The sequence below is a fragment of the Pseudomonas sp. Marseille-Q5299 genome (genome assembly GCF_943737035.1).
GTDB classification, from domain to species: Bacteria; Pseudomonadota; Gammaproteobacteria; order Pseudomonadales; family Pseudomonadaceae; genus Aquipseudomonas; species Aquipseudomonas putida_E.
The window spans coordinates 230,769-254,902 of the sequence record NZ_CALSFR010000006.1; the positions used below are offsets into that span (position 1 = coordinate 230,769).

General features: G+C 61.8%; 27 protein-coding genes and 1 tRNA gene. 22 read left to right on the forward strand and 6 right to left on the reverse strand.

Going from position 1 to position 24,134, the window contains the following annotated elements:
- Positions 1-15: 15 nt before the first annotated feature.
- Both mnmH and selD read right to left on the reverse strand, forming a co-directional pair.
- Positions 16-1,113 (reverse strand): tRNA 2-selenouridine(34) synthase MnmH, encoded by a 1,098-nt coding sequence (gene mnmH, locus NGJ21_RS18335; RefSeq protein WP_046784495.1) that lies wholly within the window; start codon positions 1,111-1,113, stop codon positions 16-18.
- Complete coding sequence (selD, locus tag NGJ21_RS18340; protein ID WP_115273910.1) at positions 1,113-2,147, reverse strand: selenide, water dikinase SelD; 1,035 nt, start codon at positions 2,145-2,147, stop codon at positions 1,113-1,115. Before selD ends, mnmH begins: the two co-directional genes overlap by 1 nt.
- Before the next feature lie 123 nt (positions 2,148-2,270).
- Between selD and NGJ21_RS18345 the strand changes: the two genes are divergently transcribed.
- Genes NGJ21_RS18345 through phnE form a run of 4 tightly spaced genes read left to right on the forward strand, consistent with a single transcriptional unit; the run spans position 2,271 to position 5,501 of the window.
- Positions 2,271-3,125 (forward strand): putative selenate ABC transporter substrate-binding protein, encoded by an 855-nt coding sequence (locus NGJ21_RS18345; protein ID WP_012316169.1) that lies wholly within the window; start codon positions 2,271-2,273, stop codon positions 3,123-3,125.
- On the forward strand, positions 3,122-3,916 hold the full coding sequence (locus NGJ21_RS18350; protein WP_046784493.1) for a phosphonate ABC transporter ATP-binding protein: 795 nt from the start codon (positions 3,122-3,124) through the stop codon (positions 3,914-3,916). The genes NGJ21_RS18345 and NGJ21_RS18350 overlap by 4 nt, the downstream gene beginning before the upstream one ends.
- Positions 3,910-4,737, forward strand: coding sequence for a PhnE/PtxC family ABC transporter permease (locus NGJ21_RS18355; RefSeq protein ID WP_251962476.1), 828 nt, complete (start codon positions 3,910-3,912; stop codon positions 4,735-4,737). Before NGJ21_RS18350 ends, NGJ21_RS18355 begins: the two co-directional genes overlap by 7 nt.
- The gene (gene phnE / locus NGJ21_RS18360; protein WP_196997013.1) at positions 4,734-5,501 is read left to right on the forward strand and encodes a phosphonate ABC transporter, permease protein PhnE; all 768 of its coding nucleotides are present in this window, start codon (positions 4,734-4,736) and stop codon (positions 5,499-5,501) included. Before NGJ21_RS18355 ends, phnE begins: the two co-directional genes overlap by 4 nt.
- Here the strand turns inward: phnE and NGJ21_RS18365 are convergent.
- Both NGJ21_RS18365 and NGJ21_RS18370 read right to left on the reverse strand, forming a co-directional pair.
- Positions 5,473-6,396 (reverse strand): bestrophin family protein, encoded by a 924-nt coding sequence (locus NGJ21_RS18365; RefSeq protein ID WP_125923427.1) that lies wholly within the window; start codon positions 6,394-6,396, stop codon positions 5,473-5,475. The genes phnE and NGJ21_RS18365 overlap by 29 nt on opposite strands.
- A 199-nt stretch (positions 6,397-6,595) precedes the next feature.
- Entirely contained in the window at positions 6,596-7,243 is a 648-nt protein-coding gene (locus NGJ21_RS18370) for a trypsin-like peptidase domain-containing protein (RefSeq protein WP_251962509.1), read from the reverse strand.
- 355 nt (positions 7,244-7,598) lie between these two features.
- Between NGJ21_RS18370 and NGJ21_RS18375 the strand changes: the two genes are divergently transcribed.
- A complete protein-coding gene (locus NGJ21_RS18375) occupies positions 7,599-8,930 on the forward strand; it encodes a Fic family protein (RefSeq protein WP_251962477.1) in 1,332 nt (443 codons plus the stop codon).
- Between the two features lie 116 nt (positions 8,931-9,046).
- Here the strand turns inward: NGJ21_RS18375 and NGJ21_RS18380 are convergent.
- Positions 9,047-9,131 (reverse strand) — tRNA-Leu (locus NGJ21_RS18380).
- Positions 9,132-9,239: 108 nt separating this feature from the next.
- On the opposite strand from NGJ21_RS18380, the gene queA reads away from it, so the two are divergent.
- From queA to NGJ21_RS18410, 6 genes are all read left to right on the forward strand, one after another.
- Complete coding sequence (gene queA / locus NGJ21_RS18385; protein ID WP_039602792.1) at positions 9,240-10,289, forward strand: tRNA preQ1(34) S-adenosylmethionine ribosyltransferase-isomerase QueA; 1,050 nt, start codon at positions 9,240-9,242, stop codon at positions 10,287-10,289.
- Positions 10,290-10,303: 14 nt separating this feature from the next.
- Positions 10,304-11,419, forward strand: coding sequence for a tRNA guanosine(34) transglycosylase Tgt (tgt, locus tag NGJ21_RS18390; protein ID WP_251962510.1), 1,116 nt, complete (start codon positions 10,304-10,306; stop codon positions 11,417-11,419).
- A gap of 44 nt (positions 11,420-11,463) precedes the next feature.
- The gene (gene yajC, locus NGJ21_RS18395; protein WP_008092587.1) at positions 11,464-11,799 is read left to right on the forward strand and encodes a preprotein translocase subunit YajC; all 336 of its coding nucleotides are present in this window, start codon (positions 11,464-11,466) and stop codon (positions 11,797-11,799) included.
- Positions 11,800-11,861: 62 nt separating this feature from the next.
- A complete protein-coding gene (gene secD, locus NGJ21_RS18400; protein WP_046784489.1) occupies positions 11,862-13,724 on the forward strand; it encodes a protein translocase subunit SecD in 1,863 nt (620 codons plus the stop codon).
- 10 nt (positions 13,725-13,734) lie between these two features.
- On the forward strand, positions 13,735-14,643 hold the full coding sequence (gene secF, locus NGJ21_RS18405; RefSeq protein WP_251962478.1) for a protein translocase subunit SecF: 909 nt from the start codon (positions 13,735-13,737) through the stop codon (positions 14,641-14,643).
- 119 nt (positions 14,644-14,762) lie between these two features.
- Positions 14,763-15,308, forward strand: coding sequence for a glycine zipper 2TM domain-containing protein (locus tag NGJ21_RS18410; protein WP_251962479.1), 546 nt, complete (start codon positions 14,763-14,765; stop codon positions 15,306-15,308).
- A gap of 58 nt (positions 15,309-15,366) precedes the next feature.
- Here NGJ21_RS18410 and suhB read toward each other — a convergent pair whose 3' ends face one another.
- Positions 15,367-16,185, reverse strand: coding sequence for a type III secretion system regulator SuhB (gene suhB, locus NGJ21_RS18415; RefSeq protein ID WP_012316148.1), 819 nt, complete (start codon positions 16,183-16,185; stop codon positions 15,367-15,369).
- A gap of 150 nt (positions 16,186-16,335) precedes the next feature.
- Between suhB and trmJ the strand changes: the two genes are divergently transcribed.
- From trmJ to ndk, 11 genes are all read left to right on the forward strand, one after another.
- Complete coding sequence (gene trmJ / locus NGJ21_RS18420) at positions 16,336-17,091, forward strand: tRNA (cytosine(32)/uridine(32)-2'-O)-methyltransferase TrmJ (protein WP_115273918.1); 756 nt, start codon at positions 16,336-16,338, stop codon at positions 17,089-17,091.
- A 3-nt stretch (positions 17,092-17,094) separates the two neighbouring features.
- Positions 17,095-17,880, forward strand: coding sequence for a serine O-acetyltransferase (gene cysE / locus NGJ21_RS18425; protein ID WP_046784485.1), 786 nt, complete (start codon positions 17,095-17,097; stop codon positions 17,878-17,880).
- Between the two features lie 179 nt (positions 17,881-18,059).
- On the forward strand, positions 18,060-18,551 hold the full coding sequence (gene iscR / locus NGJ21_RS18430) for a Fe-S cluster assembly transcriptional regulator IscR (protein ID WP_046784484.1): 492 nt from the start codon (positions 18,060-18,062) through the stop codon (positions 18,549-18,551).
- A 51-nt stretch (positions 18,552-18,602) separates the two neighbouring features.
- Entirely contained in the window at positions 18,603-19,817 is a 1,215-nt protein-coding gene (locus NGJ21_RS18435) for an IscS subfamily cysteine desulfurase (protein ID WP_012316144.1), read from the forward strand.
- Positions 19,818-19,863: 46 nt separating this feature from the next.
- Positions 19,864-20,250, forward strand: coding sequence for a Fe-S cluster assembly scaffold IscU (iscU, locus tag NGJ21_RS18440; protein WP_007929523.1), 387 nt, complete (start codon positions 19,864-19,866; stop codon positions 20,248-20,250).
- Positions 20,251-20,292: 42 nt separating this feature from the next.
- On the forward strand, positions 20,293-20,616 hold the full coding sequence (gene iscA / locus NGJ21_RS18445; RefSeq protein WP_008092567.1) for an iron-sulfur cluster assembly protein IscA: 324 nt from the start codon (positions 20,293-20,295) through the stop codon (positions 20,614-20,616).
- An 8-nt stretch (positions 20,617-20,624) separates the two neighbouring features.
- Positions 20,625-21,146, forward strand: a complete 522-nt coding sequence (hscB, locus tag NGJ21_RS18450; protein ID WP_046784483.1) for a co-chaperone HscB — start codon at positions 20,625-20,627, stop codon at positions 21,144-21,146.
- Positions 21,147-21,188: 42 nt separating this feature from the next.
- Positions 21,189-23,051 carry a Fe-S protein assembly chaperone HscA gene (gene hscA, locus NGJ21_RS18455; protein ID WP_115273919.1) on the forward strand — a complete coding sequence of 621 codons (1,863 nt, stop codon included), beginning with the start codon at positions 21,189-21,191 and terminating at the stop codon, positions 23,049-23,051.
- A gap of 3 nt (positions 23,052-23,054) precedes the next feature.
- On the forward strand, positions 23,055-23,396 hold the full coding sequence (gene fdx / locus NGJ21_RS18460) for an ISC system 2Fe-2S type ferredoxin (protein WP_039604293.1): 342 nt from the start codon (positions 23,055-23,057) through the stop codon (positions 23,394-23,396).
- A 10-nt stretch (positions 23,397-23,406) separates the two neighbouring features.
- The gene (gene iscX, locus NGJ21_RS18465) at positions 23,407-23,607 is read left to right on the forward strand and encodes a Fe-S cluster assembly protein IscX (RefSeq protein WP_003248529.1); all 201 of its coding nucleotides are present in this window, start codon (positions 23,407-23,409) and stop codon (positions 23,605-23,607) included.
- 89 nt (positions 23,608-23,696) lie between these two features.
- Positions 23,697-24,122, forward strand: a complete 426-nt coding sequence (gene ndk / locus NGJ21_RS18470) for a nucleoside-diphosphate kinase (protein ID WP_033701183.1) — start codon at positions 23,697-23,699, stop codon at positions 24,120-24,122.
- Positions 24,123-24,134 lie beyond the last annotated feature (12 nt).

The following is a 24,134-nucleotide window of genomic DNA, read 5'->3' on the forward strand; positions in this document are numbered from 1 at the left end:
GGCCGCAAGCGGCCCCTAGCGCTTGCGAGCCTTGAGGTACTCGCGCACCTGCACAGCATCCCCTGCAAACTCCACCCGGTCCGCCTTGGCATCACGCTGGTAGGCATACATCGGGTCGTAGTATTCCTTCAGCAAACCCTCGATCCACCCCCGGTGCAGATCGATGCCACCGCTGCGCTGCTGCTCATCCAGCGCCAGGCGCATGATCTCGGACAGGCGCTGGTAGCGCTCGCCACCCAGGCGCTTGTGAATGTTGCTCATACTCTGCAGCAGGCGCTCAGTGAACAGCCGGCGCCCGAGTTCTTCGCCATGTAGCGCGACGAACTCGGCGCACAGGTTGACCACGTAGTCACGCAGAATGCGTTCGACACGGTTTTCGAAGCTGTCTTCCAGCCACACCAGCGGGTATTGCTGCATGCCCTGGTACAGCTCCAGCGGCACGGTGCAGCTGCCGACAATACGGCCCTCGTCCTCCAGCACGAACTGCTCGATACCACGTGCGCGTTTCTTCAGCACGTCGATGGCCAGCTTGTTCTCGAAGTCGATCTGCGCCGGCTGTGCGGTGGCGCGTTTGCCGAAGCTCGAACCGCGGTGGTTGGCATGGCCTTCAAGGTCGATCACGTTGTTCAGTTGGTGCAGCACATCGGTCTTGCCGGTGCCCGTGAGGCCGCCGACCAAAACGAAATCGCATTGCTCCACGGCCTGCTGGGTTGTATCGAGCAGGAAAGTGCGCAGGGCTTTATAGCCACCCTTGATACGCGGGTAGGCGATGCCCGCTTCGTCGCGCAGCCACTGCTGGACGATCAGCGAGCGCAGGCCGCCGCGGGCGCAGTACAGGTATCCATCAGGGTGGGCCTTGGCAAAGCTGGCCCAGGCATGCAGGCGCTCGCGCTTGATGGTGCCGCTGACCAGTTGATGGCCAAGGGTGATGGCTGCGGCCTGGCCCTGCTGCTTGTAGCAGGTACCGACCTTTTGCCGCTCCTGGTCGGTCATCAGCGGCAGGTTGACGACGCCAGGGAAGGCGCCCTTGGCAAATTCGACAGGCGCACGCATGTCCATCATCGGCACGTCGTCGAGGAACAACTGGCGAAAGTCGGTGCAGTCGTGGCGCATCAGTTCACCTCGACTGCGTGGCTCTGTCGCTCGGCCAGCAGGCCGATCGGCGCAAGGTCCAGGCCAAGGTCGGCGGCAACGGCAAGGAACGCCTGCTCACCTTCGGGGGTGACCGCCACCAGCAGGCCGCCGCTGGTCTGCGGGTCGCACAGCAGGTGCTTCTGATCGTCGGTCAGCGCGCCGATCTTGTGCCCGTAGCTGTCGAAGTTGCGCAGGGTACCGCCGGGGATGCAGCCCTCGGCCATGTAGTGCTCGATGCTCGGCAGCCGCGGGACGGCCGCGTAGTCCAGGTGCGCGGTCAGCCCGCTGCCCTCGGCCAGCTCGACCAGGTGGCCGAGCAGGCCGAAACCGGTCACGTCGGTCATCGCCTTGACCCCGTCGAGCTTGCCAAAGCGGCTGCCGGGGGTGTTGAGGGTGCACATCCAGTCACGGGCCAAGCCTTGGTCCTGCTCACGCAGCTTGGCCTTTTTCTCGGCGGTGGTGAGGATGCCGATGCCCAATGGCTTGGTCAGGTACAGGCGGCAACCCACTGTCGCGGTGTCATTGCGCTTGAGGTGGCGCTTGCTGACCACGCCGGTGACGGCCAGGCCGAAGATCGGCTCGGGGGCATCGATCGAGTGCCCGCCGGCCAGTGGGATGCCGGCTTCGGCGCACACGGCGCGGCCACCGCGGATCACTTCACGGGCCACTTCTGGTGGCAGTACGTTGACCGGCCAGCCTAGGATGGCGATGGCCATCAGCGGGTCGCCGCCCATGGCGTAGATGTCGCTGATGGCGTTGGTGGCGGCGATGCGGCCGAAGTCGTAGGGGTCATCGACGATGGGCATGAAGAAGTCGGTGGTGGACACCACGCCGCGCTCATCGTCCAGGGCGTACACGGCGGCGTCATCGCGCGAGGCGTTGCCGACCCACAGGTTCGGGTCCAGGGCCTGGGCGCCACTTTCGGCCAGGATCACATCCAGCACCTTGGGGGAGATCTTGCAGCCACAGCCAGCACCATGGCTGTACTGGGTCAGGCGAATCGGCTCGCTCATTACGCACCTCATTTTTCGTGATGCGCGATTGTAGCAAAGCTGGCCTTTGCGTCTGTGCCACTTATAATCCATCACCGTCTGCCTATCGCCGACACTTTCCCCGCTATTGAACCGGAGAATCCCATGCTCAAACGCCCTCTGGCGCTCGCCGCCGGCCTCGTGCTGTCCTGCTGTGCCGTTGTCGCCCAGGCCGCTGATACCTTGCGGGTCAGTGCCATCCCCGACGAAGCGCCGACCGAACTGCTGCGCAAATTCGAGCCGCTGGGCAAATACCTGTCCCAGCAACTGGGCATGCAGGTGAAGTTCGTGCCGGTGGCCGACTACCCGGCAGTGGTTGAATCACTGGCCAGCGACCGCCTGGATCTGGCCTGGCTGGGTGGTTTCACCTTCGTTCAGGTACACCTCAAAGACCCGACCGCCACACCGTTGGTGCAGCGTGAGCAGGACGCCCAGTTCACCTCCAAGTTCATCACCGCCAACCCGGATGTAAAGAGCCTGGCCGACCTCAAGGGCAAGTCCTTCGCCTTCGGTTCGATTTCGTCCACCTCTGGCAGCCTGATGCCGCGCTACTTCATGCTCAAGGAAGACAACATCAAGCCTGAGGGCTACTTCAGCCGCGTGGCCTATTCCGGCGCCCACGACGCAACCGTGGCCTGGGTCCAGGCCGGCAAGGTCGATGGTGGCGTGCTCAACGCCAGCGTCTGGCAGAAGCTGGTCGACGCCGGCAAGGTCGATACCAGCAAGGTCAAGGTGTTTGCCACCACCCCGACCTACTATGACTACAACTGGACCGTGCGCGGCAACATGGACCCGGCGCTCAAAGACAAGATCAAGCAAGCCTTCCTCGCCCTGGACCCTTCGAACCCGGAACACAAGAAGATCCTCGACCTGCAGGCCGCCAGCCGTTTCATCGAAACCAAGCCTGAGAACTATCAGGGCACCGAGCAGGCGGCACGTGAGGCCGGCCTGCTCAAGTGACTATCACGCTGCTCGACGCGGGCCTGCGCCACGGCCAGGTTCGCGCGCTCGACTCCGTCTCTGTGCGTATCACCCAAGGTGAGCGGGTCGCGATCATCGGCCCTTCGGGGGCTGGCAAATCCAGCCTCCTGCACCTGATGGCCACTGCCGTACAGCCCAGCGCAGGGCGCCTGGACGTGTTGGGTGAGCAGCCCTGGGCGTTGTCGGCAAAGGCTCGCCAGCGTCTGCGCGCCAGGGTCGGCCTGGTACATCAGGCACCGCCCCTGCCGCCTCGCCAGCGGGTGGTGACTGCTGTGCTGGCCGGCCGTCTGGGCCAGTGGGGTACGCTGCGTTCGTTGCTCAACCTGGTGTACCCCACCGATGTGCAGGGCGCACGCCAGGTGCTGGCCGAGCTGGGCCTGGCGGAAAAGCTGTTCGTCCAGTGCGGGCAGCTTTCCGGCGGCCAGTTGCAGCGCGTCGGCATCGCCCGCGCGTTGTATCAGCGGCCCGAGGTACTGCTGACCGATGAACCGGTTTCAGCAATGGACCCCGTGCTGGCCGAACACAGCCTGGCCCTGCTCAACCGCCATGCCCAAGCCTACGGCGTGACGCTGGTAGCCAGCCTGCATGCAGTGGACCTGGCCTTGGCACATTTCCCGCGGGTTATCGGCATTCGTGAGGGCCGAGTGGCGTTCGACTGCTCTGCCGAGGCTGTGACCGAGCAGATGCTCGATGCGCTCTACGCCAACGAGCAGCTGGGGTCGCCACTGCCCCAGGCCCCGACCCTGGCTGTGCAGATTCCGCGATGCTGAAGGCCAGCGCCCGCGATCCGGCGTTTGTGCCGCGCCTGTTGGTCGCCCTGGTTGCGCTGGCCCTGCTGTGGCCAGGGGCGCAGTTGAGCGAGCTGAACCCGGGCGTGCTGCTGCAAGCGGAAAACCGCCAGCAGATTGCCAGCTTCACCAGCGCCTTCTGGCCGCCGGCGCATGATGGCGAATTTCTCGAACTGCTGTACGAGGCGACCCTGCAGACATTGGCTGTAGCCACTGCCGGCATGGTACTGGCGCTGCTGCTGGCGGTCCCGGCGAGCCTGCTGGCCAGCCGTGCCTTGTCGTTGCGCGCGGCCTCTCGTGGTGGCCGTTCCGGCGCCTGGTCCCGCCTGCTAAGGATGCCGGTGAGCGGGCTGTTGATTTTCCTGCGCAGTGTGCCCGAGATCGTCTGGGCGTTGCTGTTCGTGCGTGCGGTAGGGCTGGGGCCGACGGCGGGGGTGCTGGCCATCGCCATCACCTACAGCGGCATGCTCGGCAAGGTCTATGCCGAAATTTTCGAATCGGTCGACCAGCGCCCGGCGCATGCCCTGCTGCAAGCGGGCAGTGGCCGGCTAACGGCGTTCTTCTACGGCATCCTGCCCAGTGCCGGCACGGAGCTTGTGTCGTACACCGTCTACCGCTGGGAGTGCGCGGTGCGCGCCTCGGTGGTGATGGGTTTCGTTGGTGCCGGGGGCTTGGGGCAGCAGATCGACCTGTCGATGCGCATGTTCGCAGGCGGTGAGGTAGCAAGCATGCTGCTCGCCTTCTTTGGCCTGGTGCTGCTGGCGGACCTGCTCAGCCGCTTCCTGCGGGGACGCTTGGCATGAACCGGGTGATCAATCTGCTGGTGATGGCTGCCCTGGTTGCTGCGGTAATCGCCTCGTTCAGCTATCTGGACCTGGACCTGCAGGCGCTGGTGGGTAACGGCGGGCTGGGGCAGATGGCCGAGTATGCCGGGCGTTTTCTGCATCCGGACGTTACCGCCGAACACCTGCAAGCGGTGGGGCGCGGTGCCTTGGAAACCCTGGCCATGTCCGGGTGGGGTACGCTGCTGGCAATGGTGCTGGGCATGCTGTTGGCATTACCCGCAGCGGGGCGTTTCGGTTGGCCGCTGCAGGCTGCGGCGCGCCTGCTGCTCAATGCCCTGCGTGCCATTCCCGAGCTGGTGTGGGCCGCGTTGATGGTGTTGGCGGCAGGGCTTGGCCCTAACGCCGGGACGCTCGCGTTGGCACTGCATACGGCAGGTGTGCTTGGCCGGTTGTACGCCGAGGCACTGGAAAATACCCCGGCCGAGCCAGCGGCGGCGATCCGCCTGCAAGGTGGCGGGCAACTGGCGGCGTTCTGCTTCGGCACCTTGCCCAACCTGTGGCCGCAGTTGCTGGCCTACAGCTTGTACCGCTGGGAAAACAACATCCGGATGGCCAGTGTGCTTGGGCTCGTTGGCGCAGGGGGGCTGGGGCAGATGCTCTATACCACCCTGAGCCTGTTCCAGGAGGCCCAGGCCAGCACGGTGATCTTGGCCATGCTGGTGCTGGTGCTGTTGGTGGACGTGTTCAGTGATGTCATGCGCCAGCGCTATGTGCGGGCCTGAATGCATCAGCCCCTAACTCCCCGCACTGCGCTTCACGCTGCATCGACTCCAGGTTGCGCTCGATGGTCTCGCAAATGGTGTCCATCTGGATCTGGTGTTCACTGAAGCGGAACGGGCTCTGCAGGTCGGTGCCGATCCGCTCGATGGCTAGCAGCATGAACCCGACCACGGTAGACGCCAGTGGCGTGAACCAGCCCAGCGATTCGACCAGGCCCACGGGTACGATCAGGCAGAACAACGAGATGAACAGCCGCGGAAAGTACACGTAAGGGTAGGGCAGTGGTGTATTGGCGATACGTTCCATGCCGCCTTGGGCGTTGGACAGGTCCACCAGCGTCGACTCCAGCCGCGCCAGGCGAATGCTGTCCAGCCGCCCGGCCTTGTATTCGCGGGCGAGCAGGGCTGCCGAACCGCTGAGGATATCGTTGGCGAAATTGTTCGAACGGTTGCGCCGCTCGAACTCCCCGGGCGGGATGAACGCCATCAGTTCGTCGGGGCAGGCTTGGCCTTTGAGGTGCGCCGCCAGGCAATTCACATAGGCGATATGCCGGCGCAACAAGGTGGCCTTGACCGGGTTCAAGCCGTCATCCGGGTCGTCGATCAGCGTCAGCGTCTGCCGGGCGAAGCTGCGTGAACTGTTCACCAGCGCGCCCCACAAGGTGCGCGCCTCCCACCAGCGGTTGTAGGCGCTGCTGTTACGAAAACTCACCAGCACCACCAGCGCCGAACCCAGCAATGTCAGCGGGATCAGCGGCAGGGTGAACTTGCTGTTGAGGAACAGCATGAAATCGATGGTGACCAGCACGTCCCAGATCAGCAGCCAGAACAGCGACCAGCCGATGTAGCCGAAGGTCTTCACCACCAGGCGATACTTGCGGGCGATGATTTCTTTCACGCGGGGAACCTCGACAGGGGGATGCAGGATCGGACGTCGAGGGGCGGATAAGGTTCGGTGGTGGATGTTGCAAGAAGTTTTGATGCCGCCAACGCGACCCTTTTGCTATCCGGTACCTGCCATGGCAGGTCCCTTTGCATGAGTCGTGCTGGCCTCATCATATGCCAGGCTCAGCGCTGTGCTTGAGCCCAGGTTCAATTCAAGGCTTGGCGGCGACCACGATATCCCCCTTGACCGCGGCAGGCGCGGCCTTGGGCTTCGTTTTATTGGCCAGATACTGGAACCTGCGCCATTCCTTGTCGATTTCGCTGAACGACATGAACACGCTGACACGCTCTTTGTGGGCAAGGTCCGGGCGGTTGCGCGCATCGATTTCATTTTTGGCGATGAAGGCGACATTGATCCCGACGACCTTGCCGTCATCGGCGAACACTGGGCCACCGGACATGCCTTTGACCATCGGGCCATCGTGCACCGAATAGAACACGCTGCCCGGCGTGCCTTGCAGGCGTACCAGTGAAGCCAGGGTGTGGCCTTTGCCCTGCACCGGCATCATCAGGCTGTTGAAGCCGACCGCTGTCACAGGCTCGCCCGGCACATACTGGCGCCAGAGCGGCACCCGGGCAGCCTTGTGCTTGAAGAACACCACATCACCCAGCCCTTCATGGACCACGTTGCGCAGGAATGGGGTGTGCTTGGCGGTTACCGCGTAGTCTTCGTTCCACTGGATGGCGGTGGCCATCAACAGCATCGGCAGCGGTGCACCGGATGTGACCACGAAAGCCTGATCGTAGACGGGGTCTGACACGTAGGACGTTGGCACTCCATTGCACCCACTGAGCAGCATCATTGCTGCCAGGCAGGGCACAGTTGATTTCATGATTTGCACGGGTATTGAGAAATGGGAGCGCGACTATGGCTAAGTGCTATTACGCTATCAATACTTTCTGTGTATATCCGACGAATGACATCTTAGGTGGGGGTGACGGTGCTGGCCAATAGATTCCAGACATGGCTGGAGGGCCTGTGGCCATTGGGGTGGCGTCAAAATCTGCGGGCTGAAAAGGGCTTGCATTGATGGGTGAACTGGCCACAGCTCATTGAGCTGCATTGAGCTGCATTGAGCTGCATTGAGCTGCATTGAGCTGCATTGAGCTGCATTGAGCTATATTGAGCTGCATTGAGCTATATCCGGAGATGCCATGACAGTGCCAAACAAGATTCTGAGAGTGCTTCAGAACGATCAGAGCCTAAGATCGCGCGAGATCGCCGAGCGTCTCGATGCGAGTTGGTCCACAGTCAAGCGTCACCTCGATGCGTTGTTGGAGGCAGGTCAGGTTCAGCGGGAGAAGGACGGACGCATCACGCGTTATCGCCTGGTCACAGCAGTTGCCCAATTACCAGATAGTGCGCCTGCGCAGCCTCTTTCTGCTGAGCTGCCGTGGTCGCCTGCGAGTCTCGCCCTGCGCAAGTCTTTGACTCGTCCATTGGCAATGCGCGAAGTCGTCACCTATCACCGCGACCTTGTAGACAGCTACCAGCCGAACCAGACTGCCTGGCTGTCACCCAGCTTGACGGTTGTACTCGAGGCTGAAGGGCGGATGAGGGGGCAGCAGCCAGCCGGCACCTACGCGCGCAAAGTACTCGAACCTTTGTTGATTGACCTGTCATGGTCCTCGTCACGCTTGGAAGGCAACCGCTATACGCTGCTCGACACCCAGAGGCTGTTCGAAAGTGGTGTGACGCAGGGGGATCTGGATGCGGTCATGTTGCTCAATCACAAGGCGGCCATCGAATTCATGGTCGATGCAGTGCCGGAATACGGGCTCAACTCAGCCGTGATCCGCAACTTGCATGGCTTGCTGATGCAGGATCTGCTGGCAGACAGCAATGCCCTGGGCAGTATTCGCCAGACAGTAGTGAACATCAGCGGTACGACCTATTTCCCAACCCAGGTGCCCTCACTGCTGGAAGAGATGTTCGAGTTGATACTCGACAAGGCGCGTCAGATCAAGAATCCCATCGAGGCGGCATTCTTCTTGTGGATAAACCTGGCCTACCTGCAACCGTTCGAAGATGGCAACAAACGCACAAGTCGATTGGCGGCGAACATACCGCTGATGCTCTACAACTGCTCGCCTTTGTCGTTCCTTGACGTAAACCCGCAGGACTATGCTCTGGCGATGATGGGGGTGTACGAGCAGCGTGACATGGCGATGGCGGCGGATCTGTTTGTCTGGGTCTATCGCAGGTCGATCAGCAAGTATGGCGTGATGCTTGAAGCAATGGGGGTTCCGGACCCTGTTCGCCTGCAGTATCGAGAGGTGTTGAACGAGGCGATTGGTGCCATCGTACGTGACAGGCTGACAGCCGGTTCAGTGGTAGCGGGGCTGCCTCTTTCAGAGGACGAGAAAAGGCAGTTTCAGCCTTTGTTGCAGGCTGAACTGGATATCCTGGCGCTGCACAACTGCGCCAGGTATCGGCTGACCATGAGGCAAGTAACGGAGTGGATCAAGGCAGGGCGACCCTCATGATTTCACGTGCCTGGTTATTGAACCCTCGCCCCGTTTTTGCAAGATGGTAGGGAGAGCCCTCTGGTCAAACGGCAGGCATAAAAAAACCGACCATAAGGTCGGTTTTTTCCGGATCTTGGTGCCCCGAGGGAGACTCGAACTCCCACTCCTTTCGAAAACGGATTTTGAATCCGCCGCGTCTACCAATTCCGCCATCAGGGCGTGTGGCGCGCAGTATAGAGAGGTGCTTCAGGTCGGTCAATCGGCTTTCATGGTCAATTTTCACGCATTGGGCTAAACTTCCCGGCCCTGCCGAACCCGAACATCATCATGCGCGTCGCCGATTTTTCCTTCGAACTCCCCGATTCCCTGATCGCCCGCCACCCTCTGGCCGAGCGCCATGGCAGCCGACTGCTGGTCCTCGATGGGCCGAGCGGGGCGCTGGCGCACAAGCAATTCACCGATCTGCTCGACTACCTGCGCCCCGGCGACCTGATGGTGTTCAACAACACCCGGGTGATCCCGGCGCGGTTGTTTGGCCAGAAAGCCTCCGGCGGCAAGCTGGAAGTGCTGGTCGAGCGTGTGCTCGACAGCCACCGCGTGCTCGCCCATGTGCGTGCCAGCAAGGCGCCCAAAGAAGGCGCGGTGATCCTTATCGACGGCGGTGGCGAGGCCGAAATGGTTGCGCGCCACGACACGCTGTTCGAACTGCGCTTCACCGAAGAGGTACTGCCACTGCTCGAGCGTGTCGGGCACATGCCGCTGCCGCCCTACATCGACCGCCCGGACGAGGGCGCCGACCGTGAGCGTTACCAGACGGTGTACGCCGAACGCGCAGGTGCCGTAGCCGCGCCAACCGCAGGCCTGCACTTCGACCAGGCGCTGCTGGACAAGATCGCCGCCAAGGGCGTTGAGCGCGCCTTCGTCACCCTGCATGTGGGGGCTGGCACCTTCCAGCCGGTGCGGGTCGACAAGATCGAAGACCACCACATGCATAAAGAGTGGCTCGAAGTGAGCCAGGATGTGGTCGATGCCATCGAGGCCTGCCGGGCCCGGGGTGGCCGTGTGGTCGCGGTTGGCACCACCAGCGTACGCTCGCTGGAAAGCGCTGCGCGCGATGGCGTGCTCAAGGCCTTCAGCGGCGATACCGACATCTTCATCTACCCAGGCCGGCCGTTCCATGTGGTCGATGCCCTGGTCACCAACTTCCACCTGCCGGAGTCCACGCTGCTGATGCTGGTCTCGGCATTCGCCGGTTACCCCGAGACCATGGCTGCCTACGCGGCGGCGGTCGAGCAGGGGTACCGCTTCTTCAGTTACGGTGATGCCATGTTCATCACCCGCAATCCGGCGCCACGCGGCCCAGAGGATCAAGCATGAGTCGCACCTGTCGAATGTCCTTCGAACTGCTGGCCACCGACGGCAAGGCCCGTCGTGGCCGCCTGACCTTCCCCCGTGGCACGGTCGAAACCCCGGCGTTCATGCCGGTAGGTACCTATGGCACGGTCAAGGGCATGCTGCCGCGTGACATCGAGGCCATTGGTGCCGAGATCATCCTTGGCAACACCTTCCACCTGTGGCTGCGCCCAGGTACCGAGGTGATCAAGAAGCACAACGGCCTGCACGATTTCATGCAGTGGAAAGGCCCGATCCTGACTGATTCGGGTGGTTTCCAGGTGTTCAGCCTGGGCGCCATGCGCAAGATCAAGGAGGAGGGCGTGACCTTCGCCTCCCCGGTCGATGGCTCCAAGGTGTTCATGGGCCCGGAAGAGTCCATGCAGGTGCAGCGCGACCTGGGTTCGGACATCGTGATGATCTTCGACGAGTGCACACCGTACCCGGCAGAGCACGACGTGGCGCGCACCTCCATGGAGCTGTCGCTGCGTTGGGCGCAACGCTCGAAGAACGCCCACGGGGACAACACCGCGGCGCTGTTCGGCATCGTCCAGGGCGGCATGTACCAGGACCTGCGCATGCGCTCGCTGGAAGCGCTGGTCAATATCGACTTCGACGGCCTGGCCATCGGTGGCCTGTCGGTGGGCGAGCCCAAGCACGAAATGATCAAGGTGCTGGATTACCTGCCGGCACAGATGCCTGCTGACAAACCTCGTTACCTTATGGGGGTAGGCAAACCCGAAGATCTCGTTGAGGGTGTGCGCCGCGGCGTCGACATGTTCGACTGCGTGATGCCGACGCGTAACGCGCGCAACGGCCATCTGTTCGTCGATACAGGGGTGATCAAGATCCGCAACGCGTTCCATCGCCACGATGATTCGCTGCTGGATCCGACCTGTGATTGCTACACCTGCACGAACTTCTCCCGCGCTTATCTCCATCACCTGGACAAGTGCGGCGAAATGTTGAGCAGCATGCTGAATACCATCCACAACTTGCGCCATTACCAGCGCTTGATGGCCGGTTTACGCGAGGCTATTCAACAGGGTAAATTGGCCGCCTTCGTCGACGCCTTCTATGCCAAGCGCGGGCTGCCTGTGCCGCCTTTGGACTGATTGTTCGCACCATCTAATTAAAACTTAAGCAACTGGAGTGCCTAATGAGCTTCTTGATCCCCGCCGCCTATGCGGACGCTGCTGCACCCGCCGCTGGCCCAGCCGGCACCGGCTTCGAGTGGATTTTCCTGGTCGGTTTCCTGGTCATCTTCTACCTGATGATCTGGCGCCCGCAGGCCAAGCGTGCCAAAGAGCAGAAGAACCTGCTGAGCAACTTGCAAAAAGGTGATGAAGTTGTCACCAACGGCGGCATCGCTGGCAAGATCGTCAAGGTTTCCGATGATTTCGTGGTTCTGGAAGTGTCCGACACCGTCGAGCTGAAGTTCCAGAAGGGCGCCATTGCCGCGACCCTGCCAAAAGGTACGCTCAAGGCTATCTGAGTTACCGGTTTTTTTTCCAGTCGGGGCGCGCAACGCGCCCCGCGTCTTGAACGGGCGGCGTGATGCTGAACAAATACCCTCTGTGGAAATACGCACTGATCGTGTTGGTACTGGCGATCGGTTTTATTTATTCCGCTCCCAACCTCTACCCGGATGACCCGGCGGTGCAGATCAGCGGTGCCAGCTCGGCGCTGCAGGTGAACCAGTCCGACCTCGACCGCGTCAGCAAGGCGCTGACCGAAGCCGGTATCACCGTCAAGGGTGCAAGCCTGGGTGAGAAGGGCAGCGCGCTGGTGCGCCTGACCAATCAGGAAGACCAACTGCCAGCCAAGGATGTAGTGCGCAAGGCACTGGGCGATGATTATGTCGTGGCCCTGAACCTGGCCCAGACCACTCCGCAATGGCTGCGTAACCTGGGTGCAAGCCCGATGAAGCTGGGCCTGGACCTGTCCGGTGGTGTGCACTTCCTGCTGGAAGTGGACATGGACAAAGCCATGAGCGCCCGCCTGAAAGTCTACGAAGGCGAGGTCAAGACCTTGCTGCGCAAAGAGCGCGTCCGCTACCGCAGCCTGCCTCAGCAGGATGGCGGCATCATGCTGGGCTTCGCTGACGATGCCACCCGCGAACAGGCACGTGCCCTGATCCGCAAGAATTTCAGTGATTTCGACCTGACCACCAGCGAGCGTAATGAAACCGCCGTGCTGCGTCTGGCGCTGACTCAGGCGAAAGTCGCCGAGATCCGCGAATACTCGATCAAGCAGAACCTCACCACCGTGCGCAACCGCGTCAACGAGCTGGGCGTCGCCGAGCCGCTGGTTCAGCGCCAGGGCGCCAACCGCATCGTGGTCGAGCTGCCAGGCGTGCAGGACACTGCCGAAGCCAAGCGTATCCTCGGCAAGACGGCCAACCTGGAGTTCCGCTTCGGTGCCGAGCCGGGCGCGTCCAGGGCTACTACCGAGGTCTTCGAGTTCCGTGAGGGCGGCCGCTCCGCCCAGGTCGAGCGTGGCCTGATCATCACCGGTGACCAGGTCACCGACGCCCAGGCCAGCTTCGACGAGCATGGTCGCCCGCAGGTGAACATTCGCCTCGACGGCCACGGTGGCGAGCTGATGAGCCGCGCGACCCGCAGCAACGTCGGGCGCAGCATGGCGGTGATCTTCATCGAGCAGAAGCCGGTCACCCGCTACGTCAAGCAGACGGTCAACGGCGTCGAGAAAGACGTGCCGGTGCAGAGCTTCCTGGAAGAGAAGAAGATCATCAGCCTGGCGACCATCCAGTCGCCGCTGGGCAGCCAGTTCCGCATCACCGGCCTTGACGGCCAGGGTGAATCGTCCGAACTGGCCCTGCTGCTGCGTGCCGGTGGCCTGGCCGCGCCGATGTACTTCGCTGAGGAACGTACCATCGGCCCGAGCCTGGGTGCCGACAACATCACCAAGGGTATCGATGCGTCGCTGTGGGGCATGCTGTTCGTCTCGCTGTTCATCATCGCCATCTACCGCGCGTTCGGTGTGCTGGCCACCATTGCCCTGGCGGGCAACATGGTCTTGCTGCTGGCATTGATGTCGCTGCTGGGTGCCACCCTCACTTTGCCGGGTATCGCCGGTATCGTGCTGACCATGGGTATGGCGGTCGACGCCAACGTACTGATCTTCTCGCGTATCCGTGAAGAGATCGCTGCGGGCATGTCGGTGCAGCGCGCGATTCATGAAGGCTTCAACCGCGCATATTCGGCGATCGTCGATGCCAACCTGACCACACTGCTGGTCGGCGGCATCCTCTTCGCCATGGGTACCGGGCCGGTCAAGGGCTTTGCCGTCACCATGTCCCTCGGGATTTTCACCTCGATGTTCACCGCCATCATGATGACCCGTGCGCTGGTCAACCTGACCTGTGGCGGGCGTGACATCAAGAAGCTGTGGGTTTGAGGGAGCGACGATGAAAACCATCAATTTCATGGGCGTGCGCAATGTTGCGTTCGCCGTAACCGTGCTCCTTACCGTGCTGGCATTGTTCAGCTGGTGGCAGAAGGGCCTGAACTTCGGCCTGGACTTCACCGGCGGTACGCTGATCGAGCTGACCTACGAGCGCCCGGCCGACCTGAATGCAGTGCGCTCCGAGCTGGTCGAATCCGGCTTCAACGAAGCCGTGGTACAGAGCTTCGGTGCTACCACCGACCTGCTGGTGCGCATGCCTGGCGATGACCCGATGCTGGGTAACAAGGTGGCCGAAGCGCTGCAGAAGGTTGGCGGCGACAACCCGGCGACGGTCAAGCGCGTCGAGTTCGTCGGCCCGCAGGTGGGTGAAGAGCTGCGTGACCAGGGTGGCCTCGGCATGCTCTTGGCGCTGGGCGGCATCCTCATCTACCTGGCCTTCCGCTTCCAGTGGAAGTTCGCTGTGGGCGCGATCATCTCGCTGATCCATGACGTGGTGGTGACGCTGGGTATCCTGTCGTTCTTCCAGATCACCTTCGACCTGACGGTGCTGGCGGCGGTGCTGGCGATCATCGGTTACTCGCTCAACGACACCATCGTGGTGTTCGACCGGGTACGTGAGAACTTCCGCGTGATGCGCAAGGCCTCGCTGATCGAGAACATCAACATCTCCACCACGCAGACCCTGCTGCGCACCGTAGCCACTTCCGTTTCGACCCTGCTGGCAATCGGCGCACTGCTGCTCTTTGGCGGTGACAACCTGTTCGGCTTCTCCCTGGCCCTGTTCATCGGTGTCATGGCGGGTACCTACTCCTCGATCTACATCGCCAACGTGGTGCTGATCTGGCTGAACCTGAACAGCGAAGACCTGATTCCACCGGCCAAGACCGACGGTGTGGATGATCGTCCTTAAGGCATAGCCCTAGCCGTTCGGCGATCGAAAAGGCGCGAGTGTTGAACTCGCGCCTTTTTTTTTGCTCCAAGGCTGGGAGCAGGCGGGTTTACCCCGCGGGTATGAATCAGGAGGTTCAAGTGAATAAATCAATGCTGGTGGGTGCGGTACTGGGTGCTGTCGGTGTTACTGCCGGAGGTGCTGTGGCGACCTACAGCTTGGTGAACAAAGGCCCCGAATACGCCCAGGTCACCGACGTGCAGCCGATCAAGCAGCAGGTGAAAACCCCTCGCGAAGTGTGCAAGGACGTGGCCGTGACGCGTCAGGCGCCGGTCAAGGACCAGCACCAGATTGCCGGTACCGTTGTTGGCGCTTTGGCGGGCGGCTTGCTGGGTAACCAGATCGGTGGTGGTACAGGCAAGAAAATCGCCACCGTGGCCGGTGCGGTCGGTGGTGGCTATGCCGGCAACAAGGTGCAGGAGGGCATGCAGGAGCGTGATACCTACACCACTACGCAGACCCGTTGCAGCACGGTCAACGATGTCAGTGAGAAGGTCGTTGGTTACAACGTGACCTACTCAATCGGTGACCAGGTCGGTAAGGTGAAGATGGAACGCGAGCCGGGCTCGACCATCCCGCTGGACAAGAACGGCAAGCTGATCCTGAGTGAAGCCGGGCAGCAATAATATTGCAGGCACAAAAAAAGCACCTCGCCGGTGCTTTTTTTGTGCCTGCAATCTGCGCTTAGCGCTTCATGTGCTCTGGCAGGTGCGGCTGGATAGCGGTCAGCACAGCCTTGAAGCACTTGATGTTGCCGGCAACGATGTGACCTTTGTCGAGGAAATCGTGGCCACCGTTGAAGTCGCTCACCAGGCCGCCCGCTTCCTGGATCAGCAGCACGCCCGCTGCCATGTCCCATTCGGACAGGCCCGACTCCCAGAAGGCGTCGAAGCGGCCGGCGGCCACGTAGGCCAGGTCCAGGCTGGCGGAACCAGCGCGGCGGATGCCGGCAGTCTGGCCAGTCAGAGCGCGGAACATGCCCAGGTAGTTGTCCAGGTCGGCCATCTGGCTGTCACGGAACGGGAAGCCGGTGCCCAGCAGGGCGCCGTCCAGGCTGGTGCGCGAGCTGACGCGCAGGCGACGGCCATTGAGCTGGGCGCCACGGCCACGGCTGGCGGTGAATTCTTCCTGGCGTACCGGGTCGAGAACGACGGCGTGTTCAATGCGGCCACGGTATTTGCAGGCAATGCTGACGGCGAAGTGCGGGATGCCACGCAGGAAGTTGGTGGTACCGTCCAGTGGGTCGATGATCCACAGGTAGTCCTTGCCTTCTTCGCCGGTGCCCGCGTGCATGCCCGTCTCTTCACCCTGAATGGAGTGGTTCGGGTAGGCCTTGCGCAGTGCGTCGACGATCTTCTGCTCGGCGGCGCGATCAACCTCGGAAACGTAGTCCTTAGCCTCTTTCTCGTCCACCTTGATGCTATCCAGGCGTTCGATGGAGCGGAAAATCAGTTCACTGGCGCTGCGAGCGGCGCGCAGGGCGATATTCAGCATAGGCTGCATGGGCGGGTCACCTGGAGATGTTAAAGAAGAAAGCCGAACATTCTAGCAGAAAAGTTTGGCGGCAGAAGTGTCACATTTGCTTTCATGGCGTTACGCTGGTCGGTTCTGTAAGATCGAACCCCCAAAACCCGCATCTGTGAGCACAACACCTTGCTGCAAAATATTCGTGTTGTTCTGGTCAATACCAGCCACCCCGGCAACATCGGCGGCGCTGCGCGAGCCATGAAAAACATGGGCTTGTCGCGTCTGGTGCTGGTGCAGCCAAAAGAGTTCCCCGCCGCAGACGCCAGTGCGCGTGCTTCCGGTGCCGACGATGTGCTGGCCGGTGCCCAGGTGGTCGACAGCCTCGAGCAAGCGTTGGTCGGCTGCAGCCTGGTCATGGGCACCAGTGCCCGTGAGCGCAGTATTCCCTGGCCGTTGATCGACCCCCGTGAATGCGGGGCCAAGGCCGTGGAGCATGCCGTCGGCGGTGAGGAGATCGCCTTGGTGTTCGGGCGTGAGCACGCCGGCCTGACCAACGAAGAACTGCAGCGATGTCACTTTCACGTGCACATTCCCTCGAACCCCGACTTCAGCTCGTTGAACCTGGCCGCTGCGGTCCAGGTGCTCGCCTATGAGGTGCGCATGGCCTGGCTGGCGGTTGAAGGCACGGCGCAGAGAGTCGAAAAGGTCGACGCCAGCGAGCTGGCGACCATGGACGAAATGGAGCTGTTCTATGAACACCTGGAAAAAACCCTGGTGGACATCGGCTTCCTTGACCCCGAAAAGCCCAAGCACCTGATGGCGCGCCTGCGCCGGCTGTACGGGCGCAGCTCGGTGGAACGTCCGGAAATGAGCATTTTGCGCGGTATCCTCACCGAGACCCAGAAGGTCGCACGGGGCGAGCCGCATAAAAGGAAGGACTGACAGATGTTCGAACGTCTGCGTGAAGATATCCAGAGCGTTTTCCATCGGGACCCGGCGGCACGCAATGCCTTCGAGGTGCTGACCTGCTACCCGGGCATGCATGCCATCTGGTTGCATCGCCTGGGCAATGCCTTGTGGAAGCGCGATTTCAAATGGCTGGCTCGCCTGGTGTCGAATTTTGGCCGCTGGATGACTGGTATCGAGATCCATCCCGGCGCGACCATCGGCAGGCGCTTCTTCATCGATCACGGCATGGGTATCGTGATCGGCGAAACCGCCGAGATCGGCGACGACGTCACTCTTTACCAAGGCGTGACCCTGGGTGGCACCAGCTGGAACAAGGGCAAGCGTCACCCGACCCTGGAAAACGGCGTAGTGGTGGGGGCAGGGGCCAAAGTGCTCGGCCCGTTCACCGTCGGTGCCGGGGCCAAGATCGGCTCCAATGCAGTGGTGACCAAGGCGGTGCCGGCAGGTGCCACGGCGGTCGGCATTCCGGGGCGGATCATCGTCAAGAGCGAAGACAGCGAAGTCGAGGCCAGGCGCAAGGCCATGGCCGAAAAGATCGGCTTCGATGCCTACGGCGTCAGTGGCGACATGCCTGACCCGGTGGCGCGTGCCATCGGCCAGATGCTCGACCACCTGCAGGCTGTCGACGAGCGGCTGGAAGGCATGTGTGGCGCATTGACCAAAATGGGCAGTGACTACTGCGCCAAAGAGCTGCCGGCCCTGCCCGAAGATGACTTCAGCGAGATCTCGGCAGTTGCCCCGCGCGACGCTCGGTCGCATTGATCGCGCCGCAGGGAGGTCATACTGGCATGTGGGGCGTGTGCTCACGCCCCTTTGCTGCTACAATCGCGCCCGCCTCCCAGATGCAAACCCGACTAAAGCAGTAGGTCTAATAGTTGACTTAAATGCTCGGGAATAGCATACTCGCTCACATCCTGTAACTCCCGTGGTAACCATTAGCCATGCGACTGACTACCAAAGGCCGATACGCCGTGACAGCCATGCTTGACCTGGCCTTGCACGCGCAGCATGGGCCTGTGTCTTTGGCCGACATTTCCGAGCGCCAGGGCATTTCCCTCTCTTATCTGGAGCAGCTGTTCGCCAAGCTGCGCCGCAGCAGCCTGGTATCCAGCGTGCGCGGCCCAGGCGGTGGTTACCAGCTGTCCCGTGGCATGGAAACCATCCAGGTGGCCCAAGTCATCGACGCGGTCAACGAGTCGGTCGATGCCACCCGTTGCCAGGGCCTTGGGGATTGCCATGCCGGTGACACCTGCCTGACCCACCACCTGTGGTGCGACCTCAGCCAGCAGATCCACGAATTCCTCAATGGCATCAGCCTGGCCGACCTCGTCATGCGCCGTGAGGTGCAGGAAGTCGCCCAACGCCAGGACCTGCGTCGTGTCGCAGGCCGTTCTGCCCAGCTGGACAAGATTGAGACGTCCGCCGTCGACTGACCTTTATTAACAGTGCGACGAGCGACGCCACCGCCTGATAGGAGATACTCAATGAAGTTGCCGATCTACCTCGATTACTCCGCGACCACGCCGGTCGATCCCCGTGTCGCCCAGAAGATGGCCGACTGCCTGCTGGTCGACGGTAACTTCGGTAACCCGGCTTCGCGCTCCCACGTGTTTGGCTGGAAAGCCGAGGAAGCGGTCGAAAACGGCCGTCGCCAGGTTGCCGAGCTGATCAACGCCGACCCGCGCGAGATCGTCTGGACCAGCGGTGCTACCGAGTCCGACAACCTCGCCATCAAAGGCGTGGCGCACTTCTATCAGTCCAAAGGCAAGCACATCATCACCTCCAAGATCGAGCACAAGGCGGTCCTGGATACCGCTCGCCAGCTCGAGCGTGAAGGTTTCGAAGTCACCTACCTCGAGCCAGGCGAAGACGGCATCGTCACCCCGGCCCAGGTCGAGGCGGTGCTGCGTGACGACACCATTCTGGTCTCGCTGATGCACGTCAACAACGAAGTCGGCTCGATCAACGACATCGCCGCCATCGGTGAACTGACCCGTTCGCGCGGCGTGTTGTTCCACGTTGACGCCGCCCAGTCGGCCGGCAAGGTGGAAATCGACCTGCAAAAGCTGAAAGTCGACCTGATGTCGTTCTCCGCGCACAAGGCCTACGGCCCGAAAGGCATTGGCGCGCTGTACGTCAGCCGCAAGCCTCGCGTGCGTCTGGAAGCGATCATCCATGGCGGTGGCCATGAGCGCGGCATGCGTTCGGGCACCCTGCCGACCCACCAGATCGTCGGCATGGGCGAAGCATTCGCCATTGCCAAGCAGGAAATGGCCGCTGAAAACCAGCGCATCAAGGCCCTGAGCGACCGCTTCTTCAAGCAGGTCTCGGACCTCGAAGAGCTGTATGTCAACGGTAGCCAGACTGCCCGCGTACCGCACAACCTGAACCTGAGCTTCAACTATGTCGAAGGCGAGTCGCTGCTGATGTCGCTCAAGGACATCGCGGTATCGTCCGGTTCGGCCTGCACCTCCGCTTCGCTCGAGCCGTCGTATGTACTGCGCGCTCTGGGCCGTAACGACGAGCTGGCGCACAGCTCGATCCGCTTCTCCTTCGGCCGCTTCACCACCGAAGAAGAAGTCGACTACGCCGCGCAGAAAGTCTGCGAGGCTGTAAACAAACTGCGTGAGCTGTCGCCGCTGTGGGACATGTACAAAGACGGCGTTGACATCTCCAAGATCGAGTGGGCCGCCCACTAAGCAGTCGCCGGCAAGAGCGGCTCCCTGATGAGGAAGGAATTGCACCATGGCATACAGTGAAAAGGTCATCGACCACTACGAAAACCCACGTAACGTCGGCAAGATGAATGCCGAGGACCCGGATGTCGGTACCGGCATGGTCGGCGCCCCAGCGTGCGGTGACGTGATGCGTCTGCAGATCAAGGTCAACGAGCAAGGCATCATCGAAGATGCCAAGTTCAAGACTTACGGCTGCGGTTCGGCCATCGCTTCCAGCTCCCTCGCCACCGAGTGGATGAAGGGCAAGACCCTGGACGAAGCTGAAACCATCAAGAACACTCAGCTGGCTGAAGAACTGGCGTTGCCGCCGGTCAAGATCCACTGCTCGGTACTCGCCGAGGATGCCATCAAGGCAGCCGTTCGCGATTACAAGCAGAAGAAAGGCTTGATCTAAGTCGCCTGTTGCGAAGTAACCGACGTTGAGGAAAAAGTACCGATGGCTATCAGCATGACAGAAGCCGCCGCCAACCACGTGCGGCGTTCCCTCGAAGGGCGCGGCAAGGGCGAGGGCATCCGCCTGGGCGTGCGCACCACCGGTTGCTCGGGCCTGGCCTACGTGCTGGAGTTCGTCGATGAACTGGCGGACGAGGACACCGTGTTCGAGAACCATGGCGTCAAGGTGATCATCGATCCCAAGAGCCTGGTTTACCTTGACGGCACTGAGCTGGATTTCGTCAAGGAAGGGTTGAACGAAGGCTTCAAGTTCAACAACCCCAACGTACGCGGTGAGTGTGGCTGCGGCGAAAGCTTCAACGTCTGAGGCTGGCTGTGGGTACTCCTTGTCATTTCGCTCTGTTCGACCTCCAGCCGTGCTTCCGGTTGGACCTCGACAAGCTGGCCACTCGCTATCGCGAGCTGGCCCGCGAGGTTCATCCTGACCGCTTCGCCGACGCTTCCGAGCGTGAGCAGCGGGTAGCGCTGGAAAAATCCGCCGCCCTCAACGACGCCTACCAGACCCTGCGCAGTGCCCCGCGCCGTGCACGCTATTTGCTGGCCATCGGTGGCCACGAGGTGCCTCAGGAAGTCACGGTCCACGACCCTGACTTCCTGCTGCAGCAAATGCAGTGGCGCGAGGAACTCGAAGAGCTGCAGGACGAAGCCGACCTCGACGGTGTCGCCGTGTTCAAGAAGCGCCTGAGGGCTGCTCAGGAACAGCTCAACGAGGATTTTGCCGCCTGCTGGGATGTGCCTGCCGAGCGCGACAAGGCCGAGCGCCTGATGCGCCGCATGCAGTTCCTCGACAAGCTCGCCCAGGAAGTGCGCCAACTAGAAGAGCGCCTCGACGATTAACCCGGCGTTGCCCGTGATGACGCCTAAGGTATTCAGATAAGCATGGCCCTACTGCAGATCGCCGAACCCGGTCAAACCCCCCAGCCGCACCAGCGTCGCCTGGCGGTGGGCATTGACTTGGGTACTACCAATTCTCTGGTCGCTGCCCTGCGCAGCGGTCGCAGTGAACCCCTGCCCGATGCGCAGGGCAACGTCATTCTGCCCTCCGCAGTGCGCTATCTGGCGGGCCACAATGAGGTCGGCCTGGCAGCGCGTGAAGCTGCCGCCAGCGACCCGCTGAACACCGTGCTGTCGGTCAAGCGCCTGATGGGGCGTGGCCTGGCCGACGTCAAGCAACTGGGTGAACAGCTGCCGTATCGCTTCATTGGCGGCGAGTCGCACATGCCGTTCATCGATACTGTCCAGGGGCCGAAGAGCCCGGTGGAAGTGTCCGCCGATATCCTCAAGGTGCTGCGCGAGCGCGCCGAGGCGACCTTGGGCGGCGAGCTGGTGGGCGCGGTGATCACCGTGCCGGCCTATTTCGACGATGCCCAGCGTCAGGCGACCAAGGACGCAGCCAAACTGGCTGGGCTGAGCGTACTGCGCCTGCTCAATGAGCCGACCGCTGCTGCCGTGGCCTATGGCCTGGACCAGAATGCCGAAGGCCTGGTGGCCATCTATGACCTGGGCGGCGGTACGTTCGATATTTCCATCCTGCGCCTGACTGCAGGTGTGTTCGAAGTGCTTGCCACCGGTGGTGACACCGCCCTGGGGGGCGATGACTTCGATCACGCCATTGCCAGCTGGATCATCGAGCAGGCCGGCCTGTCCGCCGACCTCGACCCTGCTACCCAGCGCCAGCTGCTCCAGGCCGCCTGCGCCGCCAAGGAGGCCCTGACCGACACCGACGTGGTCAGTGTTCGCCATGGCGCCTGGCAGGGCGAGCTCAGCCGCGCCGCTTTCGAGGCCATGATCGAGCCGCTGATTGCCCGTAGCCTCAAGGCCTGCCGCCGCGCCGTGCGCGACAGTGGCGTCGAGCTGGATGAAGTGGGTGCGGTGGTCATGGTGGGTGGTTCGACCCGCGTACCGCGTGTGCGTGAAGCAGTAGGTACGCTGTTCGGCCGTACCCCGCTGACCTCGATCGACCCCGACCAGGTGGTAGCCATCGGCGCCGCCATCCAGGCTGACACCCTGGCCGGCAACCGCCGCGAAGGCGGTGAACTGCTGCTGCTCGACGTCATTCCGCTGTCCCTTGGTCTTGAGACCATGGGGGGGTTGATGGAAAAGGTGATCCCGCGCAACACCACCATTCCGGTGGCCCGCGCGCAGGAATTCACCACATATAAAGATGGCCAGTCGGCCATGATGATTCACGTTCTGCAGGGTGAGCGCGAGCTGATCAGCGACTGCCGTTCGCTGGCGCGTTTCGAGCTGCGTGGTATTCCGGCCATGGTTGCCGGTGCTGCGAAAATCCGCGTGACCTTCCAGGTCGATGCCGACGGTTTGCTCAGCGTCGCGGCCCGTGAGCTGGGTTCCGGCGTAGAAGCCAGTATCCAGGTCAAGCCGTCCTACGGCCTGACCGACGGTGAGATCGCACGCATGCTCAAGGACTCCTTCGAGCACGCAGGCTCCGACAAGCAGGCGCGTCAGCTTCGTGAACACCAGGTCGACGGCGAGCGCCTGCTTGAAGCTGTCCAGGGAGCCCTGGATGCTGATGGCGAGCGACTGCTCAGCAGTGAAGAGCGCGAAGCCATCGAGTTCCAGATGCAAGAACTACGTGATTTGCTGACCGGCACCGATGGCCCTGCCATCGAGCAACAGACCAAGCGTTTGTCGCAGGTGACCGATGCATTTGCCGCCCGTCGCCTTGATTCGACGGTCAAAGCCGCACTGGCCGGGCGCAACCTGAATGAGATCGAGGAGTAACCGATGCCGCTGGTGACATTCCTGCCGCATGAGAAGTTCTGCCCAGAGGGGCTGAGCGTGGAGGTCGAGCCCGGGACCAATATCCTGGAGCTGGCCCACGACCATCACATCGAGATGGAAAGCGCCTGCGGTGGCGTAAAGGCCTGCACCACCTGCCACTGCATCGTGCGCAAGGGTTTCGACTCGCTTGAAGAAGCGGACGAACTCGAAGAGGACATGCTGGACAAGGCCTGGGGCCTGGAGGCGCAATCGCGTCTCGGCTGCCAGGTGGTCGTCGGTGATCAGGACCTGACCATCGAGATCCCCAAATACTCGCTCAACCACGCTGCCGAAGCGCCCCACTGAGGATTTTTCAATGAGTCTGAAATGGGTTGATGTACTTGAGATCGCTATCCAGCTTGCAGAAAGCAAGCCGGAAGTCGATCCTCGTTATGTGAATTTCGTCGATCTGCATCGCTGGGTGCTGGCCTTGCCAGAATTCAGCGACGATCCGTCACGCGGCGGTGAGAAAGTGCTCGAGGCCATCCAGGCGGCCTGGATAGACGAAGCCGACTAAGCGTGGCGCTGCAGGTTAGGCAATCCCCTGGAACCCGCGTATAATTCGCGGGTTTAATTTTTCGCAACACTCATATTCTGGAGTTTTCCATGGCTGTTCAACGTACTTTCTCGATCATCAAGCCTGACGCAGTTGCCAAAAACGTCATCGGCAAGATCACCACTCGCTTCGAAGACGCCGGCCTGAAAATCGTTGCTTCGAAAATCAAGCAACTGTCCAAAGCCGAAGCCGAAGGTTTCTACGCTGAGCACAGCGAGCGCGGCTTCTTCGGTGACCTGGTTGCCTTCATGACTTCCGGCCCGGTTGTCGTTCAGGTTCTGGAAGGCGAAAACGCCATCGCTCTGAACCGTGAGCTGATGGGCGCCACCAACCCTAAAGAAGCTGCTGCCGGCACCATCCGTGCTGACTTCGCCGAGTCGATCGACGCCAACGCCGTTCACGGTTCGGACTCCGAAGCTGCTGCTGCTCGCGAAATCGCTTACTTCTTCGCTGCTACCGAGGTAACCACTCGCTAAGCGAAAGCTTAC

What these genes read in the sequence shown, in the direction of transcription:
- mnmH (WP_046784495.1), bottom strand. Translation starts at nt 1,113, where the DNA reads ATGCGCCACGACTGCACCGACTTTCGCCAGTTGTTCCTCGACGACGTG.
- selD (WP_115273910.1), bottom strand. Translation starts at nt 2,147, where the DNA reads ATGAGCGAGCCGATTCGCCTGACCCAGTACAGCCATGGTGCTGGCTGT.
- NGJ21_RS18345 (WP_012316169.1), top strand. Translation starts at nt 2,271, where the DNA reads ATGCTCAAACGCCCTCTGGCGCTCGCCGCCGGCCTCGTGCTGTCCTGC.
- NGJ21_RS18355 (WP_251962476.1), top strand. Translation starts at nt 3,910, where the DNA reads ATGCTGAAGGCCAGCGCCCGCGATCCGGCGTTTGTGCCGCGCCTGTTG.
- phnE (WP_196997013.1), top strand. Translation starts at nt 4,734, where the DNA reads ATGAACCGGGTGATCAATCTGCTGGTGATGGCTGCCCTGGTTGCTGCG.
- NGJ21_RS18370 (WP_251962509.1), bottom strand. Translation starts at nt 7,243, where the DNA reads ATGCTGCTCAGTGGGTGCAATGGAGTGCCAACGTCCTACGTGTCAGAC.
- NGJ21_RS18375 (WP_251962477.1), top strand. Translation starts at nt 7,599, where the DNA reads ATGACAGTGCCAAACAAGATTCTGAGAGTGCTTCAGAACGATCAGAGC.
- queA (WP_039602792.1), top strand. Translation starts at nt 9,240, where the DNA reads ATGCGCGTCGCCGATTTTTCCTTCGAACTCCCCGATTCCCTGATCGCC.
- tgt (WP_251962510.1), top strand. Translation starts at nt 10,304, where the DNA reads ATGTCCTTCGAACTGCTGGCCACCGACGGCAAGGCCCGTCGTGGCCGC.
- yajC (WP_008092587.1), top strand. Translation starts at nt 11,464, where the DNA reads ATGAGCTTCTTGATCCCCGCCGCCTATGCGGACGCTGCTGCACCCGCC.
- secD (WP_046784489.1), top strand. Translation starts at nt 11,862, where the DNA reads ATGCTGAACAAATACCCTCTGTGGAAATACGCACTGATCGTGTTGGTA.
- secF (WP_251962478.1), top strand. Translation starts at nt 13,735, where the DNA reads ATGAAAACCATCAATTTCATGGGCGTGCGCAATGTTGCGTTCGCCGTA.
- suhB (WP_012316148.1), bottom strand. Translation starts at nt 16,185, where the DNA reads ATGCAGCCTATGCTGAATATCGCCCTGCGCGCCGCTCGCAGCGCCAGT.
- cysE (WP_046784485.1), top strand. Translation starts at nt 17,095, where the DNA reads ATGTTCGAACGTCTGCGTGAAGATATCCAGAGCGTTTTCCATCGGGAC.
- iscR (WP_046784484.1), top strand. Translation starts at nt 18,060, where the DNA reads ATGCGACTGACTACCAAAGGCCGATACGCCGTGACAGCCATGCTTGAC.
- NGJ21_RS18435 (WP_012316144.1), top strand. Translation starts at nt 18,603, where the DNA reads ATGAAGTTGCCGATCTACCTCGATTACTCCGCGACCACGCCGGTCGAT.
- iscU (WP_007929523.1), top strand. Translation starts at nt 19,864, where the DNA reads ATGGCATACAGTGAAAAGGTCATCGACCACTACGAAAACCCACGTAAC.
- iscA (WP_008092567.1), top strand. Translation starts at nt 20,293, where the DNA reads ATGGCTATCAGCATGACAGAAGCCGCCGCCAACCACGTGCGGCGTTCC.
- hscA (WP_115273919.1), top strand. Translation starts at nt 21,189, where the DNA reads ATGGCCCTACTGCAGATCGCCGAACCCGGTCAAACCCCCCAGCCGCAC.
- fdx (WP_039604293.1), top strand. Translation starts at nt 23,055, where the DNA reads ATGCCGCTGGTGACATTCCTGCCGCATGAGAAGTTCTGCCCAGAGGGG.
- iscX (WP_003248529.1), top strand. Translation starts at nt 23,407, where the DNA reads ATGAGTCTGAAATGGGTTGATGTACTTGAGATCGCTATCCAGCTTGCA.
- ndk (WP_033701183.1), top strand. Translation starts at nt 23,697, where the DNA reads ATGGCTGTTCAACGTACTTTCTCGATCATCAAGCCTGACGCAGTTGCC.